This is a genomic window from Candidatus Villigracilis saccharophilus (assembly GCF_016711665.1).
The window spans coordinates 14,509-32,512 of sequence record NZ_JADJSO010000030.1 but is presented as its reverse complement, the minus strand read 5'-3'; the positions used below and the strand labels follow the sequence as shown (position 1 = coordinate 32,512).

The 18,004-nt window shown below is 50.2% G+C and carries 14 protein-coding genes, 1 pseudogene and 1 riboswitch; of the genes and pseudogenes, 6 read left to right on the top strand and 9 right to left on the bottom strand.

The genetic code is table 11. The features are described 5' to 3' along the window. Positions 1–9 precede the first annotated feature (9 nt). The gene (gene rimO / locus IPL17_RS11140) at positions 10–1,356 is read left to right on the top strand and encodes a 30S ribosomal protein S12 methylthiotransferase RimO (protein ID WP_345307159.1); all 1,347 of its coding nucleotides are present in this window, start codon (positions 10–12) and stop codon (positions 1,354–1,356) included. A 35-nt stretch (positions 1,357–1,391) separates the two neighbouring features. Next, a complete protein-coding gene (locus tag IPL17_RS11135) occupies positions 1,392–1,742 on the top strand; it encodes a DUF971 domain-containing protein (RefSeq protein ID WP_345307158.1) in 351 nt (116 codons plus the stop codon). Between the two features lie 73 nt (positions 1,743–1,815). Here IPL17_RS11135 and IPL17_RS11130 read toward each other — a convergent pair whose 3' ends face one another. From IPL17_RS11130 to IPL17_RS11115, 4 genes are read right to left on the bottom strand one after another with little or no spacing between them, the layout of a single operon-like run. Beyond that, positions 1,816–2,532, bottom strand: coding sequence for a tetratricopeptide repeat protein (locus tag IPL17_RS11130; RefSeq protein ID WP_345307157.1), 717 nt, complete (start codon positions 2,530–2,532; stop codon positions 1,816–1,818). Beyond that, a complete protein-coding gene (locus IPL17_RS11125; RefSeq protein WP_345307156.1) occupies positions 2,435–3,634 on the bottom strand; it encodes a tetratricopeptide repeat protein in 1,200 nt (399 codons plus the stop codon). Before IPL17_RS11125 ends, IPL17_RS11130 begins: the two co-directional genes overlap by 98 nt. Positions 3,635–3,663: 29 nt before the next feature. Beyond that, positions 3,664–4,242, bottom strand: a complete 579-nt coding sequence (amrA, locus tag IPL17_RS11120; protein WP_345307155.1) for an AmmeMemoRadiSam system protein A — start codon at positions 4,240–4,242, stop codon at positions 3,664–3,666. A 55-nt stretch (positions 4,243–4,297) separates the two neighbouring features. Next, a complete protein-coding gene (locus IPL17_RS11115; RefSeq protein WP_345307154.1) occupies positions 4,298–4,783 on the bottom strand; it encodes a flavin reductase family protein in 486 nt (161 codons plus the stop codon). A gap of 135 nt (positions 4,784–4,918) precedes the next feature. Here IPL17_RS11115 and IPL17_RS11110 point away from each other — a divergent pair, with 135 nt between their 5' ends. The 4 genes and pseudogenes from IPL17_RS11110 to metK all read left to right on the top strand — a co-directional run bounded on the left by IPL17_RS11110 (position 4,919) and on the right by metK (position 8,601). After that, entirely contained in the window at positions 4,919–6,136 is a 1,218-nt protein-coding gene (locus IPL17_RS11110) for a C39 family peptidase (protein ID WP_345307153.1), read from the top strand. A gap of 11 nt (positions 6,137–6,147) precedes the next feature. Continuing rightward, positions 6,148–6,498: pseudogene (locus tag IPL17_RS11105) on the top strand (SUMF1/EgtB/PvdO family nonheme iron enzyme); the annotation flags it as partial. Between the two features lie 101 nt (positions 6,499–6,599). Beyond that, entirely contained in the window at positions 6,600–7,082 is a 483-nt protein-coding gene (locus tag IPL17_RS11100) for an SUMF1/EgtB/PvdO family nonheme iron enzyme (RefSeq protein ID WP_345307152.1), read from the top strand. Positions 7,083–7,210: 128 nt separating this feature from the next. After that, positions 7,211–7,318: riboswitch (SAM riboswitch) on the top strand. Positions 7,319–7,389: 71 nt separating this feature from the next. Next, positions 7,390–8,601, top strand: a complete 1,212-nt coding sequence (gene metK, locus IPL17_RS11095; RefSeq protein ID WP_345307151.1) for a methionine adenosyltransferase — start codon at positions 7,390–7,392, stop codon at positions 8,599–8,601. Positions 8,602–8,717: 116 nt separating this feature from the next. Here metK and IPL17_RS11090 read toward each other — a convergent pair whose 3' ends face one another. From IPL17_RS11090 to IPL17_RS11070, 5 genes are all read right to left on the bottom strand, one after another. After that, positions 8,718–10,412 (bottom strand): hypothetical protein, encoded by a 1,695-nt coding sequence (locus IPL17_RS11090; protein ID WP_345307150.1) that lies wholly within the window; start codon positions 10,410–10,412, stop codon positions 8,718–8,720. Between the two features lie 50 nt (positions 10,413–10,462). After that, positions 10,463–10,630 (bottom strand): hypothetical protein, encoded by a 168-nt coding sequence (locus tag IPL17_RS11085; protein WP_345307149.1) that lies wholly within the window; start codon positions 10,628–10,630, stop codon positions 10,463–10,465. Positions 10,631–10,687: 57 nt separating this feature from the next. After that, the gene (locus IPL17_RS11080; RefSeq protein ID WP_345307148.1) at positions 10,688–13,168 is read right to left on the bottom strand and encodes a hypothetical protein; all 2,481 of its coding nucleotides are present in this window, start codon (positions 13,166–13,168) and stop codon (positions 10,688–10,690) included. 438 nt (positions 13,169–13,606) lie between these two features. Further along, a complete protein-coding gene (locus IPL17_RS11075; protein WP_345307147.1) occupies positions 13,607–15,091 on the bottom strand; it encodes an ice-binding family protein in 1,485 nt (494 codons plus the stop codon). Positions 15,092–15,327: 236 nt separating this feature from the next. Then, on the bottom strand, positions 15,328–17,907 hold the full coding sequence (locus tag IPL17_RS11070) for a choice-of-anchor Q domain-containing protein (RefSeq protein ID WP_345307146.1): 2,580 nt from the start codon (positions 17,905–17,907) through the stop codon (positions 15,328–15,330). Between the last annotated feature and the right edge of the window lie 97 nt (positions 17,908–18,004).

Here is an 18,004-nt window from a genome sequence, read left to right as displayed (position 1 = left end):
AAACATAGCATGGCAAAAAACACATTTCATTTGGTCTCTATGGGCTGCGCAAAGAATACAGTGGATTCTGATTCAATGGCGCAGCTGCTTTTACGCGACGGGTATCGTTCGATGGATGACCCGGACAAAGCGGCTGTCCTGATCGTCAACACCTGCGGATTTATCGGTCCCGCAAAGGAAGAATCTTATAAAGTTCTGGGCGAACTCGCGGCATCCAAGCGCAGCGGACAGGTCTTGATCGCGGCTGGGTGTCTCACCCAGCGTTACGGCGTCGAAGTCGCACAAAAGGTGCAGGGCATTGACGGAATTCTCGGCACACGCCGCTGGATGGACATTGTTCAGGTGGTGCGCGAAGTCCGCAAGGGACCACGCCCGCAACCCGTCTATCACCTGCCTGAAACAGCAACCGTTGGCACAGACGAAGACGATGCAATGCGCGTCAGCGTTGCCGGCGCGAGCGCGTATGTCAAAGTGGCGGATGGCTGCCGCCGTCCGTGCGCATTCTGCGCCATCCCATTGATCAAAGGTACGGCGGTATCCCGTCCAGTTGAATCGATCATCAATGAAGCGCGGATATTGCGCGATAACGGCGTGCGCGAACTGGTTCTCATCGCACAGGATACGACCGATTACGGTCACGACCTTGGCATGAAGGAAGGGCTGGCAACACTGCTTGAGCAGCTAACAGATTCCGTCCCCGATATGGATTGGATCCGCATCATGTACGCCTACCCCGGTTACGTCACCGATCGCCTGATTGAGGTGATGGCAACCCGCAAGCAGATCCTGCCGTATCTGGATATGCCGCTGCAGCACGCGCATCCAAAAACTTTATACCGCATGAAACGCCCGTCCAATATTGATTGGGTGCACAAGACGCTAGCCAAGATGCGCGCCGCCATTCCTGAATTGGCCATTCGCACAACCTTCATCGTCGGGTATCCCGGTGAGACGGATGAGGAATTTCAAGCGTTGTATGACTTTGTGAAAGATATCCGCTTTGACCGCGCCGGGGCATTCGAATTTTCCTTCGAGCCGGGTACAACTTCCGCGCCTCTGGGCGACCCCGTGCCTGCTTCTGTCAAACTGGAACGCTTCGAGCGGCTGATGGAATTGCAGCAGCCCATCTCATTGCAAGTGAATCAATCTTATGTGGGTAAAACGCTGGATGTATTAGTCGAGGGATTTAACGACGGCATCGCGGTTGGGCGTTCCTACCGGGACGCTCCTGAAGTGGACGGTTATGTCCTGATTGAGGGGCAGGCGGAAGTGGGCGATATTGTGCCCGTGCGTATCACCGGCGCAATGACCTACGACCTGACCGGCGTGCCGGCGCAAAAATTGATCACGCTATAAAAATAGTTATCCGCAGAAATTTGGAAAGAGGAAAAATGTCTGAGAAACCTACCGGCGTAACCGCCAGCAAAAGCAAGCGCGAATTCACCATCACCTGGGACGATGGCCATGTCAGCAATTATCCCTTTGGGTTATTACGCGCCGCCTGCCCGTGTGCCTCCTGCCGCGGCGGACATGAGAACATGAAGTCTGAACCCGATGAAGAAGTGTTCACCAAAGTCATGGAAGATTCTCAATCCACACGACTGGTGAATATTGTCGCCACTGGCTCCTACGCGTTGACCATCGTCTGGGAGGATGGCCATGATTACGGAATTTTCAACTGGCATTATTTGAGGGCGTTATGTCCATGCGCAGAGTGCCGGGGCAAAAGAATAAAGGCGTAGAACCAAAACATCCAAACAAAAAAAGAGAGACTGCCAGAAAACAGTCTCTCTTTTTTTGTTAATGACTAAATCACTATGGCGTCGGAGTACGTGATGGTGTTACCTTAATTTTTGGCGTGGGCGTCCCCGTCGCGCTTTTGGGAGTGTTCGTCGGCGTGATGATCGTCTTCAAATGCTGCAACGCTTCCTCGCGCATTTCGGTCGTCATTGATTTTTCATCCATCGCGACCAATTCCTTCCATGCCTTGAGGGCATCCTTCGGTTCATCACGTTTTTCCTGGACGAGCGCGCGCCAGTACAACATCAACGCGGTCTCTTCATCCGTATCGGCCACAGACTTGAGCACTTCCACTTTTTGGAACGCACTGCCAAATTTCTCTTGAAGAAAATATCCGCGCGCCAAAGCGAGGTTGATCTCAAACGAAGTCTTGTCTTCGTCAAGCGCGGTTTCAAGCTGACCTACGGCCTGATCCGTATTTCCCAGTTCAAGGTTGGAATATCCGCTGTACAGATAATAACGCTTCAAGCCAGTACGATTAAGCTCAAAGGCTTTATCGAAATTATCCACCGCAGCTTGATAGTCCTTTTGTTCATAATAGGCTTGTCCCAGCATGGCAAGCGCCAGTGAATTTTCTTTTTCATAGATAACGAACAGTTCAAGCGCATTCACTGCCTCTTGATATTGTCCGCTCTCAAGATACAAACTCCCCCAAAAGCTGATAGACGGGCAGCATCGTGATATCCAGCGAGTAGGCTTTTTCCGCAGACTCGAGCGCACGCTTTTGATCATCCAGCGCGAGATAGGCATCCGCGTAAGCCATGTATACGGCAGGCGACTCAGGCATCAACTCGCTCGCCTGTTCAAGGTCCACAAGCGCAGACTTTGGGTCTTCATGGAAAATATAGTAACGAGCCCGTTCCAAATACACTTCGCCGAAGTTCGGGTCGCGCTTGATGGCTTCCTTGAAGAGGTCTTCGGCATTAAAGTCCGCTTTTGCAAGCAAACGTGCGCGCGCCAAACCAAGATATGCCGGCCCGAATTCACTGTTGATCTTGAGCGCATTGTTATAGGCTTTTATGGCATTACCAGACTGACCTTTAAATCGGTATGCCTCACCGATCAGATACTGCACATCGGCTGATTCAGGTTCAAGCGGAATGATCAATTCCATATTGGAAATGAATGTATCCCAATCGCCATCGTTATAGGCTTGCATCGCAATGCGGAATTGATCCCTTGAATCCAGGGCGCGCGGTGTGTTGACGTACAAAGGTGTGGGAGTATAAGTCTGCGGAAGCAGCATCCACAACGGCGTGGCGCCGGCAAAAGCACGGGTTGGGGCGGATGTCACACCAAACAAGGTCGGCGTCGTGGTAAATGTCGGAGATGGTCCCGGTGTATTGGTTTGCGTGGGGGCAATATTATTCTGGCGTGGCAAAACAAAGCCAAAGATCACAGCTGAAACCAGCCCCGCGCCGATCAGCAACACACCAGCCAATCGGATAATGGGACTCTTCGTGATCGCGCGAAGTCCCCTCTCTTTTGGCTTTTCACTCGCGAGCAGGAGTTTTTCCTCCCACGCGCGCGGACGATTCATCGGGAACGGCTGAACATTCGGGTCGGGGGGCAATGCTCCGAGCAGGATCAAGCCGCGTTTTGCCGTACTATTTTCAGGATTAAGTTTGAGCGCTGTCTGCAGGCAGTAAATGCGCTCCTTGGCGTTATCCACCGCCGCGCTGAGCCAGACCCAATAGGTGGAATTATTCTGATCGGTCTTCAGCAGCAGGGTCAACAGTTCTTTTGCGCGCGCTTTTTCCCCGCGCCGCAAAGCCTCAACGGCATCCTGGAAGATTGCGTCGGTATTCTTATCGTCAGGTGAAGCATCAGCCATATTTTTATTTTACCGCTTGTCGCAGTAATTTAGTTGTTGGGTTCGTGGAATTCCTCTACCTGATAAACGAACACCTGCAATTTTGTATCCCGCCATAAATTTTTGCGCGCGCCCATCTTGGCACACAGGTGATCGAGAAAATCTACCGGGTTGGGGATCTGCGACCAGACCTGAGGCAGGAATGTCGCGCGGCGAAAACCATCTTTGAGGATGACGCCATCCACATGCGGATTCAACTTAACCAGCAGTTCTTCACCTGTTGAATATTCCAACAAACACGGAGCGGTCAGACGCGACACCTCAAGCCTGATCCTGCCCAATTCGCTTTTATCCACGGGTGGGAAGCGCGGATCCTGCAGCGCGGCGGCGATGGCATGTTCACGCACATCCTCCGCCAGCGGCTGGTAGGCTTCGAGCGCGCCGATGCATCCGCGTAGTTCAGCGTTGATGGTAAGCGTCACAAAGGACGCGCCATTCTCATGCAATTGCGGGGTGAGCGAATTGTTATCCAATGCAGGAAGTTTTTTTCCCTTGACCCGAACTTCCATCGCTTCGCGTGCGAGACGTAAAAGGATATTTTTTTCCTGATCAGTCAATGGGTCAGTCATGACGTCCTCCAAAAGTAGAGCCTAAAGGTTTTGAAAACCTTTAGGCTCTTATAAACTATAACTCAGACAATCCCCAATATTTTCGGTTGTGATATATCAACGGCAATGCATGGTCGTAACCGCGAGCCGCGAGCACTTCTGCGATGAAGAGCGTATTCATACCCGCGTCAAATGTATCAACGACACGGCAATCCAGCCACGCCGCCCCGCCAACGATCAGGGGCGATCCTGTGACCAGAGTTTCGGTCTGAAGCCCCGCAAACCGGTCTTCGATTTCCATGCGCCCCGCAAATAGATCGGAAATTTTAGCTTGCTCGGTAGAAAGCATAGTCAACCCGAACGCGCGCGAACTGCTGATAAATTCATGCGTGCGAGCTGTTTTTTGCAAAGAGATCGTGACCAGAGCCGGGTCAAGTGAAATGGATGTGAATGAGTTCACGGTCATTCCGTGCCGAACGCCTTCGTGTACAGCGGTCACAATAGTAACGCCGGCAGACCAGGCACGCATGGCCGCGCGTAAGTTTTCAGGATCAAGGGTCATAACCAATTGGTTCTCCATAATGAATTCATGATAATTGTCAGAATGGCAAGCGTCAAGTCAAAAATGCGTAAGAGGTGTGTAAATATTTTTTGCAGTCTTAAATCCATTTCATAATCGCATGGTAGACTCTTAAACATGTCAAAACGCACCAAAACCATCATCATTGCGCTGACAGGGATGCTTGTTCTCGCCTTTGGGATCTATCAGATCCCCAGAGTGAATGAAGCCATCGTGTGGCGCATTGAAAAATTTTCACTCTACGCAAAGAACACCATCAACCCGCCTGGTCCTGTACCAACTGCGCTGCCTGTCACCCCGCAGCCGACAGCATCATTAACGATCCCCACATCAACCGTCGTTGCAGATATTTCAGCGACTGCAACCGCAACACTCCCGCCCCTGCCTGAGCAGGCATCCATCCCATCGCCTGAATATGAAAAGCAAACTCCCAATAATTGCGGTCCCGCCACACTCTCGATGGCGCTGCACATGTACGGTTGGGAGGGAACGCAGGCGGATATTGCCGCTTTCATCAAACCAGTCACAGGCGACCGCAATGTCAACCCCGAAGAACTGCGCTATTATGTCCGCACCCAGGCAGGTTGGTTGAATCTTGAATATCGCGTGGGCGGAAATATCGAGACGCTCAAGCGTTTGATCGCCGCAAATTATCCGGTCATTGTGGAAAGTGTCACCTCTCTTGACCCCAACGACGCGCTTGGTCCCACCGATGACCTGTGGGCGGCGCATTACCTTTTGCTGACAGGTTATGACGACAGCGCTCAATCTTTTACCATTCAAGATTCATATCATGGCGCAGATCTGAAGATCACATACTCCCAACTCGAAGAGGAATGGAAGCCGTTCAATAATTTATATCTGGTGATGTATTTCCCAGAATTTGAAGAGGAGATGAAGGCCCTGCTCGCATCCAACTGGGACCCAAACCTGAATCGGAAAAACACATTAGCCGCCTCCCAGGCAGACTCAGCCAAAAACCCAACCGATGCATTCGCCTGGTTCAACGTCGGCAGTAATCTTGTTTATTTTGACCGTTACGAGGAAGCCGCGCTGGCTTACGACCAGGCGCGTGAGATCGGTGTCCCATTGCGAATGTTCCGTTATCAATTCGGCCCATTTCTGGCATACTTCCATTCGGGCAGAAACGATGATCTGCTGGTGCTGACAGATTATGCGCGCGGTGTTACTGAAATGTCCGAGGAGACCTGGCTATGGTACGGCTATGGACTCTATCGCAAGGGGGATAATGCCGGCGCGCTCAAAGCGTGGCAAAAAGCAGACAGCATCAACCCCAATTTTTTGAAGATCAGGCTAAAAACGCCATCAATTTGATCCAATAAAATATGAAAAAAATGATCCTTGCTCTTTCCGTTTTTATGCTGGCGGCTTGTCAGAGTGCAAACGAGCCTGTTGCAACAATTACACTTCCAGAAACATTGATTCCAACTGAAGTTCCCATAACAGCCACGCCAGTCTCAACACAAACACCACAGCCTGCAGCCACATCTGAAACGGTGAAGATATCATCCATGGATGGCATGACACAGATCTTTATCCCAACTGGGACGGTTTACATGGGCGGACTGGATGTTTTACGTGACAGTGATGAAATCCCAGCCCACGAGGTAATGATCGACGCGTACTGGATCGATCAAGTGGAAGTGACCAACGGCATGTATAACCTGTGTGTGAGGCGGGCGATTGCAGACCGCCAGTCAAAAACAGCTCGGACAATCGCCTCGATTATTTTGGCAATCCTGAATTTCGAGATTACCCAGTTGTGCACATCAGCTGGATGGATGCAAATTTATATTGTCAATGGGCGGAGCGGCATCTCCCCACCGAAGCGGAATGGGAACGGGCCGCGCGCGGCGATGATATGCGGACATATCCGTGGGGCGATGAGCCCCCAAATGCAAATTTAACCAATTCAGAGAATTCAGTTGGAGATACCACCCGTGTAGGTTCCTATGCCGATGGGGCGAGCCCCTTCGGCGCGCTGGATATGGCTGGCAATGTTTGGGAGTGGGTCGCAGATTATTACAAACCCACATATTACGAAGTGTCGCCGAGTGCAAATCCCGTTGGACCAGAGAATACCTCTGGCACTAATTTCCGCGTGATCCGCGGCGGAGCGTTCCAGGATACGCACTTAAATTTACGCCTCTCAAACCGTGGCTATGAAGTGGGGCCAGATCCATTCGCATTACCTCCGAATGAAACCTATTACGGCCGCAGTTCGGCGAAGATCGGATTCAGATGCGCGGATGCTCATTGAGCGGGGGCAACCAACTGTTAAGGAGTGAAGCGAAACATTTAATCATCTTGATTTTTTCCCTGTTTAACTTTACTCAATAACTTAGCTATGGTATTATCCCAACACAAATCAATAGCCCTAATACGGCGCTCTTATCCAGAGAGACGGAGGGAACGGCCCTGCGATGTCTCGACAACCAGTCAGCGAAAGTTGAATATGGTGCCAAATCCGACAGATAGTTTTCTGGGAGATGAGAGGGTATACACATTTCTTGATCAATTGCCCTTTCACGTTGAAAGGGCAATTCTATTTATAAGGAGAACAAAAAATGAGCAATACTTTTATGTCTTCACCCAGCCTGATGTTCACATCAGAATCGGTGACGGAAGGGCATCCTGACAAGATCTGCGATCAGATCTCGGATGCCGTTTTGGATGCCTGCCTCGAACAGGACAACATGTCCCGCGTTGCTTGCGAGACAGCAGTCAAGACAGGTTTCGTGGCATTATTGGGCGAGATCACAACCAATGCGTATGTTAATTTCGACGAACTTGTTCGCAAAGTTGTAAACGAGATCGGCTACGACAGCAGCGACAAAGGTTTTGACGGCAACACCTGCGCGGTTCTTTCAGCCGTGGCGAGCCAGAGCGCGGATATTGCGCTGGGTGTTGACCACGCAATGGAAGATAAAAGCGGCGAAATGAAAGATGTTGGCATTGAACATGTCGGCGCAGGCGACCAGGGTATGATGTTCGGTTTCGCATGCAATGAGACAAGCACCCTCATGCCCATGCCCATCTATATGGCGCACAAATTATCCCGCCGCCTGAGCGAACTCCGCAAAGACGGCACACTCCCCTGGCTGCGCCCCGATGGCAAGAGTCAGGTCACTGTGGAATATTCCCAGGGCAAACCAAAGCGCATTGATACTGTTCTTATCTCAACACAACACGCGCCTGAAATCTCTCACGCCGAGATCGTTGAAATGGTAAGCGAGCATATCATTTACCCAACCCTGCCGGAAGGTTTGGTTGACAAGAATTTGAAGATATTCGTAAATCCTACCGGGCGTTTCGTCATCGGCGGACCCATGGGGGACGCCGGTGTGACAGGACGCAAGATCATTGTGGATACTTATGGCGGCATGGGGCGTCATGGCGGCGGCGCATTCTCCGGAAAAGATCCCACGAAGGTGGACCGCTCTGCCGCGTATGCTGCGCGCTATGTAGCCAAGAACATTGTCGCCGCCGGTCTTGCCGACCGCGTGGAAGTACAGGTGGCTTACGCGATCGGCGTAGCTCACCCGCTTTCAGTTAATGTTGAGACTTTTGGCACAGCCAGGATCGCAGACGAAAAGATCTCAGCACTCGTCAGTGAATATTTCGATTTGCGCCCCGGCGCGATCATCCGCGACCTTGACCTGCGCCGACCGATCTATCGCAAGACCGCCGCTTATGGTCACTTTGGCCGCGACGATATTGAATTCCCCTGGGAAAAGACGGACAAGGCTGAAGTGTTAAGAAAAGCCGCAGGGTTGTAATTTTGTAACAAACATGGATATAAAAAGCGTCTCCGAGAAATCAGAGACGCTTTTTGATCTAATTCAACTTAAGGTACCTGTTTAAAACTTACCATCATAAACACGCCCGACATTCATCATGGAAGCGCATCCCAATTGCCCGCGATGGGCATATCACCGGGATTCCCCAATGCGAAGACAATATCCGCGAAGCCGATCGTGTTGCTGTTGCGCAGCAGGAACTGCGCGTTACGATAGACGCCGATCGTATCGATCCCATCATTATTCCAATCACCGGTGACCGGCATATCGCCAGACAAGCCATAGTTGATATTGATGTCTGCAAAGCCTGAGGTATTGAGGTTCTTCAGGAAGATCACGCCATTGCTTGGACGGAATACCCCGGTGGTGTCTGCGCCGTCGCCATTCCAATCTCCTGCAATGCCCACATCGCCAGGATTTCCAAGGTAAAAACTAATATCCTCTGCTCCCGCGGAATTACTATTGCGCAGCAGGAACAAACCATTGCGATAAACACCGATGGTGTCCACCCCATTTCCATCCCAGTCTCCGGCGACCGGCTGATCCCCAGGCTGCCCGAAAGCGAACACGATATCGGCAAAGCCGAGGGTATTGGAATTCCGCAGGTAGAAGGAGCCGTTGCGATAGATACCGATCGTATCTATGCCATCGCCGTTCCAATCACCAGTGACGGGGTAATCCCCACCCAGTCCATAGTTGATGGCGACATCTGCAAACCCTGTCGTGTTTGAATTCTTCAAATACAAGAGTCCGTTACCCGGGCGGAAGACCCCGGTCGTATCCCGCATGAGAGGCCCCTCGCTTGTCACCAGCCCTGCTGTGTCCACCGCTTCAAAATTATTCCCAGTGACCACATCCAACTCGTGCAGCATATCATTGTTCCAGCTTTCGCTTGGCGCGCCGCTTACATACCAGGGAGAGCCATTATCTGCCAGGACGATCCCATAAGTTTTCATGGCCTGCAAAATAATCCGCGCTTGCGGGGAGAATCCGCTGATATTGTAATCAGCCTTTAGACGAAAGCGCGCACCAAACGGGACAGGGCTGGCACAGCTTCCAGATTGTGCCACATGCCTTGCCGGCCAAAGGTAATAATTGGCGGTGCAATTCGTGGTAAATCGCAGCGCGTGAGTAATTTCCCCCGCAGCGATTTCTTCATATCTTACAAGGCCGGGGAAGATCGGAAGACCGGCCGCATCCGCCGAGGTCCAGCCATCCGGACGTAACGCATTGGAATTCAGATCCCAAATTGCGCCTGAGCCTCCGAACCAATTACCGGAACTCTGCCAGGCATCGTAAATTTCATAAAGTTTGCAGTCATCGGTATCAATACTGAGAATATGATGATCGGAGCCATATTCAATTGCAGGGTTGAGCGGAATGGGGTAAGGGCCGGCATCTGATTCTCCAGGATAATAAAAATCCACAACATATTTAGGCGTTTGCGAGCCTGAAATAACATTAAACGGAATTCCGATCGGACCTCCATTCCAGGTGCCCGATCCAAAATCCATGTGGAACCCCTGGGTTGCGCCAATGGAATTAATCCATGCTGAAGACAAGCTATGGACCGGCAAAGCGTTCACCGGCGTATTCCAGAAATTATTTTGCGGGAAGATCTGGCAGCCCCCAACCACAGGAGCGGCAGTCCGAATAAATGAGGGGAATATTTTTATATGTTTCGAATTTCGATCCACGCCACTCATGTGAGCGGCGTTTACAGAAGTAAACAAGATCAAGCCCAATGCCAATCCAAGAGAAATGTTATGACGCATCCGTTTATTTTTCATACATTGAATTTTAATCCACGTGCACCCAATGCTTACATAAAAAGCAGGGATTATTTTCCTGAAAACTTTACGGTTTTGAACTTAAAGACAACAAGATGCCGCGAGGTTTTCCACAATCCTTGCGGCTGAAGTATTTCTGCCATAAATGAAGGCAAAGCATCACCTTGTTTCAAAATACCATCTTCCATCACGACCATATAAGAAAAAACCATGGTCATGTAAAACATACAACATGGCCATGGTCGTAATGCTTAAAAAAACATCATCAATACTGTCTACGGAATCCCATTCCAATTCCCAGCGATCGGTATATCGCCGGAGATGCCCAAGGCAAACACGATATCCGCGAAGCCGATCGTATTGCTGTTCCTAAGCATGAATTGTGAATTACGATAGACCCCGATCGTATCGATCCCATCATTATTCCAATCACCGGTCACCGGCAAATCGCCTGAAAGACCATAGTTAAGCGCAATATCGGCAAATCCGCTTGTATTCGCGTTCTTCAAGAAGATCACGCCATTCCCGGGGCGGAAGACACCCGTGGTGTCAAGGGTATCGCCGTTCCAATCGCCTGCGATGCCTATATCGCCGGGATTGCCGAGGGAAAAACTCGTATCAACCGTGCCAGCGGAATTGCTGTTGCGCAGTAAAAACAGGCCGTTGCGATAGACACCGATCGTGTCAATGCCGTCTCCATTCCAGTCCCCAGCCACTGGTTGATCACCCGGCGCGCCAAACGCGAAGACAAGATCGGCAAAGCCAACTGTATTTGAGTTCCGCAGGTAAAAAACGCCGCTGCGATAGACACCGATCGTATCCGTACCGTTGCCGTCCCAATCACCTGCCACAGGATAATCTCCCGCAGCACCGTAGTTGATCGCTACATTTGCGAAGCCGCTTGTATTTGAGTTCTTCAGATAAAGAAGCCCATTACTCGGGCGAAAGACGCCCGTTTTATCGCCGCCTAACGAATCTATTGTATAAATTTCCCCTGTTGTGAAGTTGCCATCCCCCACAGCAGCGCCCCCCAGCGGATTGGATGCCGCATCCAGGATCGAATTATTATCGATGACATTCAATCGGATCGTACCGCTGCCACTGCCCGTGTTGACTGCGACAGTGTAGCTGCTGCCCGAGCCGCTGACCCCGCTCACGGCTGCGCCTGAAACGCCGCCAGTCGTTGTCAGGCTAAAATCATTGATATCCACTCCTGTAACATTCGCGGAAAATGCCACGGTAAAGTTCACGCTGGTTGCAGAATTGGAAATCGAAGTAATACCTGTTACGACTGGAAAGACCGTTGCCTGGGTATCGGTACCGTTGAAATATTCTTCAACGTTTGTGTATCCATCTCCATCCTTATCTCCAGAACCATCGGCAATATTTGGATTAAAACTATACATCTGCTCCCATACATTCGGCATCCCATCATGGTCACTGTCTACGCAGGGGACTCCGGCGGCGGGGATGATCCATCCACCCACTTGTGAAGGATCGTCAATGATCTTGCCAGTACCGGTCTTTACTTCATTAATCACCCTCACATCGATCGAATCTCTACGGTTAACCCAGCTTCCATCGCAATTAAGGCCGCGGCTATTTCCAACACCGCCATCTGCAACCACACTATTGTATGCCTGCATGGCATTGGTCGAATACACGGCGGGCGCCGGCGCCGGAGATGTCACCACCACGCCGGCTGGGGCACCAGACTTGACCGTAACCCAACTGGATTCGGACAAACTATCATTGGGTCTGCCGGGGCCGATGTTCCCCTGCAAATAAGCTTTTCCAGGCGACCAGGTACCATCGTCGGCCGGAATAATTTTCAGGTCACTGTTGGATGTACTGGACGGACCCTTCTTATGGTAATTATTGATCCAGTTAACATAGCTTTCACCCGCAATACAATTGAGCTGTTGATGTGAAAATGTCCATTGCGGATTGTAAGTGGTGTTATTAATGACTTGCGCGATACCGCATAACTGCATAAGCGGATTACGTTCAGCGTTATGAGCCATCAGGTTATTGAGGACAGATATGTTTTCCGATCCCTTGCCGCCAGATTCACTGCCCTGATATCCGCCGATCATCAGCCCTTTGCTGTGAGCGCCTTTTGAGTGCGTGCTATTATTTAATGCTTCAGAGATCAGTGACCATTGAATCGAAGCATCGCGAACCCTGTACCAGGTCTCAATGTTCGAATCAACACCCCAACTCAGGGAGTTATGATCGATGATTATGTTATACAGCTCGGTCCCATTTTTTGCGATCTGGTTGGCATGGTTTTCTCCACCAGGACCGGGCCTGCTGGTGATGTATCGGATGATCACATCATGGGTCTGTGTTAAGAACACATCTCCACCGGATGCTTTTTTAAGGGTAATTCCGCCACCGGGTGCTGTTTGACCCGCGATGGTGATATATGGATTAACGATCCTAAGCGCTGATTGCAATACGATCAGTCCGCCAGTGCGAAAAACGCAGGTCCGCGCTCCGCTGGCTTCAACACATGCCCTAAGACTTCCCGTGCCTGTGTCATTCAGATTCGTAACTTCATATATGACTCCGCCCCGCCCGCCAATTGTATTCGCTCCAAACCCCTCCGCTCCAGGAAACGCCAGAGGCGCCAAAACCTGACTCTGCGGCATGGAAGCGCCAACTATAGAGAGCGCGCCTGCGTTATTCGTGCTTGCAACCATCAGAATAAACGCCACGAAGACACTCATTAATTGGTAGAATTTTTTGTTCACAACTATCTCCTTCTAATAATAAAACTGCCCGACGATGCCAGGCAGTTTTATGTGATGTTTTCAGCGGCCTGGCGATGATGGCAAATGAACTACTTGGGCTCCTTGGTTTTGCAGCCTGTCCTTGGACAGATGTGCTTTTTCGAATACGATGTCAGTGTTCATAATGGACAAATGTCACATCACTACATATAGGCTATCATACGAATATCTGCGGCACAAACAAAATGGATGAAATTGCCTTTCATTTCTGATAACATTAATAATTACTAAGAAAGCGGATGCGGGCTAACTTACAAAAATTTTCACATTAATACCGGTTGTAACATCTTAAGAAGATTGTTAAATAAAGATGGAGCCACAAGATTACTCTTGTGGCTCCATCTTTATAAAATATATTTTATGATCCAAAGATCACAACTTCATGAGCTTGTCTCCATTTTACGGAAGACCATCCCAATTACCCGCGATCGGCATGTCACCAGGATTACCGAATGCGAAGACAATATCCGCAAAGCCGACCGTGTTGCTGTTGCGCAGCAAAAACTGGGCGTTGCGATAGACGCCGATGGTGTCTATCCCATCATTATCCCAATCACCAGTCACAGGTTTATCGCCCGCCAGCCCATAATTAACTGCGATGTCGGCAAAGCCGCTTGTATTGGAATTCTTAAGATAGAGCGCTCCATTACTCGGTCGAAAGACACCAGTCGTATCCAGACCGTCCCCGTTCCAATCGCCTGAAATTCCCACATCGCCAGGATTCCCCATGGAGAAGGTTACGTCAGGGGCTCCAGCAGAGTTGCTGTTGCGCAGTAAAAATACACCATTACGATAAACACCAACTGTGACAATACCATCTCCATTCCAGTCCCCGGCGATGGGCTGATCGCCTGGCAGGCCGAAAGTGAACATGATGTCAGCGAATCCAGCCGTATTGGAGTTTCGAAGATAGAAAACACCATTTCGAACTACTCCGATAGTGTCTGTTCCATTGCCATCCCAGTCACCCGCCAGTGGATAATCTCCCGGATTTCCATAGTTTATCGCTATATCTGCAAAACCAGCTGTGTTCGTATTCTTCAGGTAGATAAGCCCGCTGCCCGGACGAAATACGCCAACCGTATCGCCGCCATTTGCAGACGGGATCACAAGCACATTTTTATCCAAAGTAACCGCAGTTTGCGACAAAGCCCTGCCGTTCAACGAAGCACCGGTTCGCAAGTGGATCGCCTTTGCAGCCAGGATGGTTCCCTCAACATGCGCCGTGGTACCGATCTCGACGCCAGTGCCACCGCCAACCTGCCAGAAAATCGTCCCAGCTTGTGCGCCGCCGCTCAATAAAACTTGCGCGCCTGAGCCCATAATGAGATCTCCCGCTATCTGGAATATCCAGACAGCATCCGCCGGCCCAGCGAGCGTTACGTTCGTTGTTATTAAAACATCAGTGCTCCATTTATAAAGCCCCGGAGCAATGGTCTGGCCGCTTAGATTTCCTGAATACAGTTCAGTGGCATCTGGCAGTGAACGACCGGCGGCGTTTGCAAAGGCAGTTTCCATATTACTCACGGCAGTAGTAAGGTTGGCAGGAGTAGGGCTCGCATTGTTAGCCGCGTAAATTTTCCCGGTAACCTGCGCTGAAGTGGAATATGTATTCGTACTGTGAGTCACCAATGAAAATCCGGTAATGGCAGTCGAGTCAATTGGACTCGTTCCGATGTTTCCAGTAATGTTGGAAACAGGCACATTCGTTACCCCCGTTTTTGATAAGATCACAAAAGGCGCGGCAGCGCCAAGATCCACTGGCGCAGGGCTTGCAAAAGCACGCGCCTTTTGCCCTGTACCCAAAGTGAGTCCCATAACTAACGTCGCCAGTAACAAAAGGCGGATAGTATTGCTGAGCGGACCATATTTCGAATTCTTCATAATGCATTCTCCTTAATTAATTGCGCGCCATAATTGGCGCACGAATTAATGAATCAAGTCACAGCTTCATTCATTAATTCATCATACAACAAGCAACCCCCGTCCACATCCATCGATTGGGGAGTGCTTGTCTACGCCACTTGGGGGAGGAGAACAATATGATGTTAATAAAACATGGCTATGCTCCCCAACAGCATAGCCATATCTTCTTTTTTGCAAACGCAATCAATTTTTATTTACGGGAGCCCATCCCAATTGCCCGCGATGGGCATGTCACCAGGGTTCCCCAACGCAAAGACAATATCTGCAAAGCCAATCGTGTTGCTGTTCCTTAGCAGGAACTGGGCATTGCGGTATACACCGATCGTGTCGACCCCATCATTGTTCCAGTCACCAATCACAGGCATGTCGCCGGATAGACCATAGTTGATCGCAATGTCCGCGAAACCTGAGGTGTTGAGGTTCTTCAGGAAGATCACCCCGTTACTCGGGCGAAAAACGCCCGTCGTATCCAACCCGTCTCCGTTCCAATCTCCCGCGATGCCCACATCACCGGGATTTCCAAGGTAGAAGCTCATATCAGCCGTGCCGGCCGTGTTGGTGTTGCGCAGCAGGAATTGTCCGTTGCTGTAGACACCGATGGTGTCCACACCGTCCCCATTCCAGTCCCCGACAACCGGCTGATCGCCAGGCGTGCCGAATGGAACGACAAGATCAGCATAGCCCAGTGTGTTGGAGTTGCGCAGGTAGAAGGACCCGTTGCGGTAGATACCAATGGTGGCTGTACCGTTGCCATCCCAATCACCCGCTATTGGGTAATCTCCCCCCAATCCATAATTGATCGCTACATCGGCAAAACCTGTTGTGTTGGCATTTTTTAGGTACAAAAGTCCGTTACTCGGGCGAAATACTCCTGCTGTATCTCCGCCTTTGGATTCGTATGCGCCGATGTCACAATGACTGCTCTGCGGACGTGTCACGCCGCGCTGATCGGTGGCAGGGCAACCGGTGTCCGTACCAGCATTGACAGCAGGACTTTCCGTGCTGAGAGCCATGGTTTGGGTAGAGCCGCCATTGTTCCCTAGCTGCCCGAGTTTTGGGTCACCGTTGAGCGGTGCACTACAACTTCCATCTTCCACCAGATTATTGGTATTTTTCGATATTGTCCAAAAATTGGAGCAGTCGCCCCCAGAGGTGGAATTGGCTACGATCGTGTTTGTATACGACATAGTCCCATCATTTCGAATACCACCTCCCGCCATAATTGCACTATTTCCAGAAAACGTGCTATTTAATATCGTCACAGTACCATCAGCATTATTAAGACCGCCCCCATTAATACCGGCTGTATTTTCTGACAGAGTACTGTTGGTGATCGTCATTGGACCCAGATTTAGAATGCCACCGCCATTAGTGGAGGCGTCATTTCCAAAAAACGTGCTGTTTGTCACAGTCATTTTTCCAATGAACGTAGTTGAGTTAAAAATACTGCCGCCTTCATTGAGTGCCCAATTTCTGGAAAATGTGCTATTTAATATGGTCACATCACCGATAGCGTTATAGATCGCACCTCCATCTGTGACAGCATGATTTTGATCGAAAAAGCTGTTAGTGATCATCAAGATACTTGATGAGTTGAATATTCCACCTCCCTCATTGAGCGCGTTGTTCCCGTTAAAAGTCACGTTCATTAATTGTGGATTGCTATCTTGATGATTATATATTCCACCGCCCCTGAAAGCTGAGTTGCCAGTGAAAGTCACATTTGTCAGATTCGGGCTGCTGCCATACTCGTTGTACATCCCTCCGCCAAATATGCTTGTAGCAGTATTATTGCTATAAGCCACGTCTGTCAAAATAGGGCTGCTTTGATAGTTGTACATGCCACCACCATATAGAGAAGCGATATTGGCGCTAAACGTGACGTGTGTCAAGGTCGGGTTACTCGCATATCTGTTATGTATCCCGCCGCCGTGAGGGGCTGAGTTCCCGCTGAAAGTAACATTAGTCAGAGTTGGGCTGCTTCCGAGATTATTAAGCATCGCTCCACCACTAATTCCAGCGGTATTATTACTGAAAGTACTATTTATTAAAAGCGTGCTGCTACCATCACTGTACATTCCTCCGCCGCTATTACCAGCTGCGTTACCGTTGATGGTCACATTCGCCAATAATGGGGTGCTATGATAGTTATATATCCCGCCGCCTTCTTGGGACGCGTTGTTACCGATAAAGATAACATTCGCCAATGCGGGGCTGCCGCTGTTGTTATACATCCCGCCGCCCCGCTCCCTGGGCAAGGCATTGGCGTTCCCGCCCGTTATTGTGCAGCCATCCAAGATGGCAGTATTATTCGTCCCGCTGCCAGTTACTAGATTATAGCTATTGGTTGCATTACCGGTCACAGTCGTGAGGTTGGTAATGATCGGTGTCTGGCTGTCATTATTATCAATATCGCCGCTCAAAATAGTGACATTCGCAGTGAAGTTACGTTGAGTGCGTAACGTCTCGGTACCGGCAAAACCGCCATAAACCGCCACACCATTCTTGAGCACGAAAGAAACAGTGCGGTCTGTATTTGTTGTCGGCTTGTACGTTCCAGCCGCGACCCAGATCTCGTCACCGATAACTGCAGTTGTCAGCGCGGTTTGCAATCCGCACGCAGCAGCCCAACTGGCACAGTTGCCAGCCCCGCTTGGTGTTACATAGAGAATTCCTGCCGCACGCGCGGAATAGGGAAAAGCTAAAACGCCGACAAGCATTGCAATAATGAATAAAACAGAGCACATTCGGGAATATGATTTTTTAGTATCCATGACCGCTCCTTTTTTGGCTATTGATTCAGTTATTAACTTGAGACAAGTCTATACCCTGTAAAACATGGAATCAAGGGACAAATGTCATTTGTTTTTT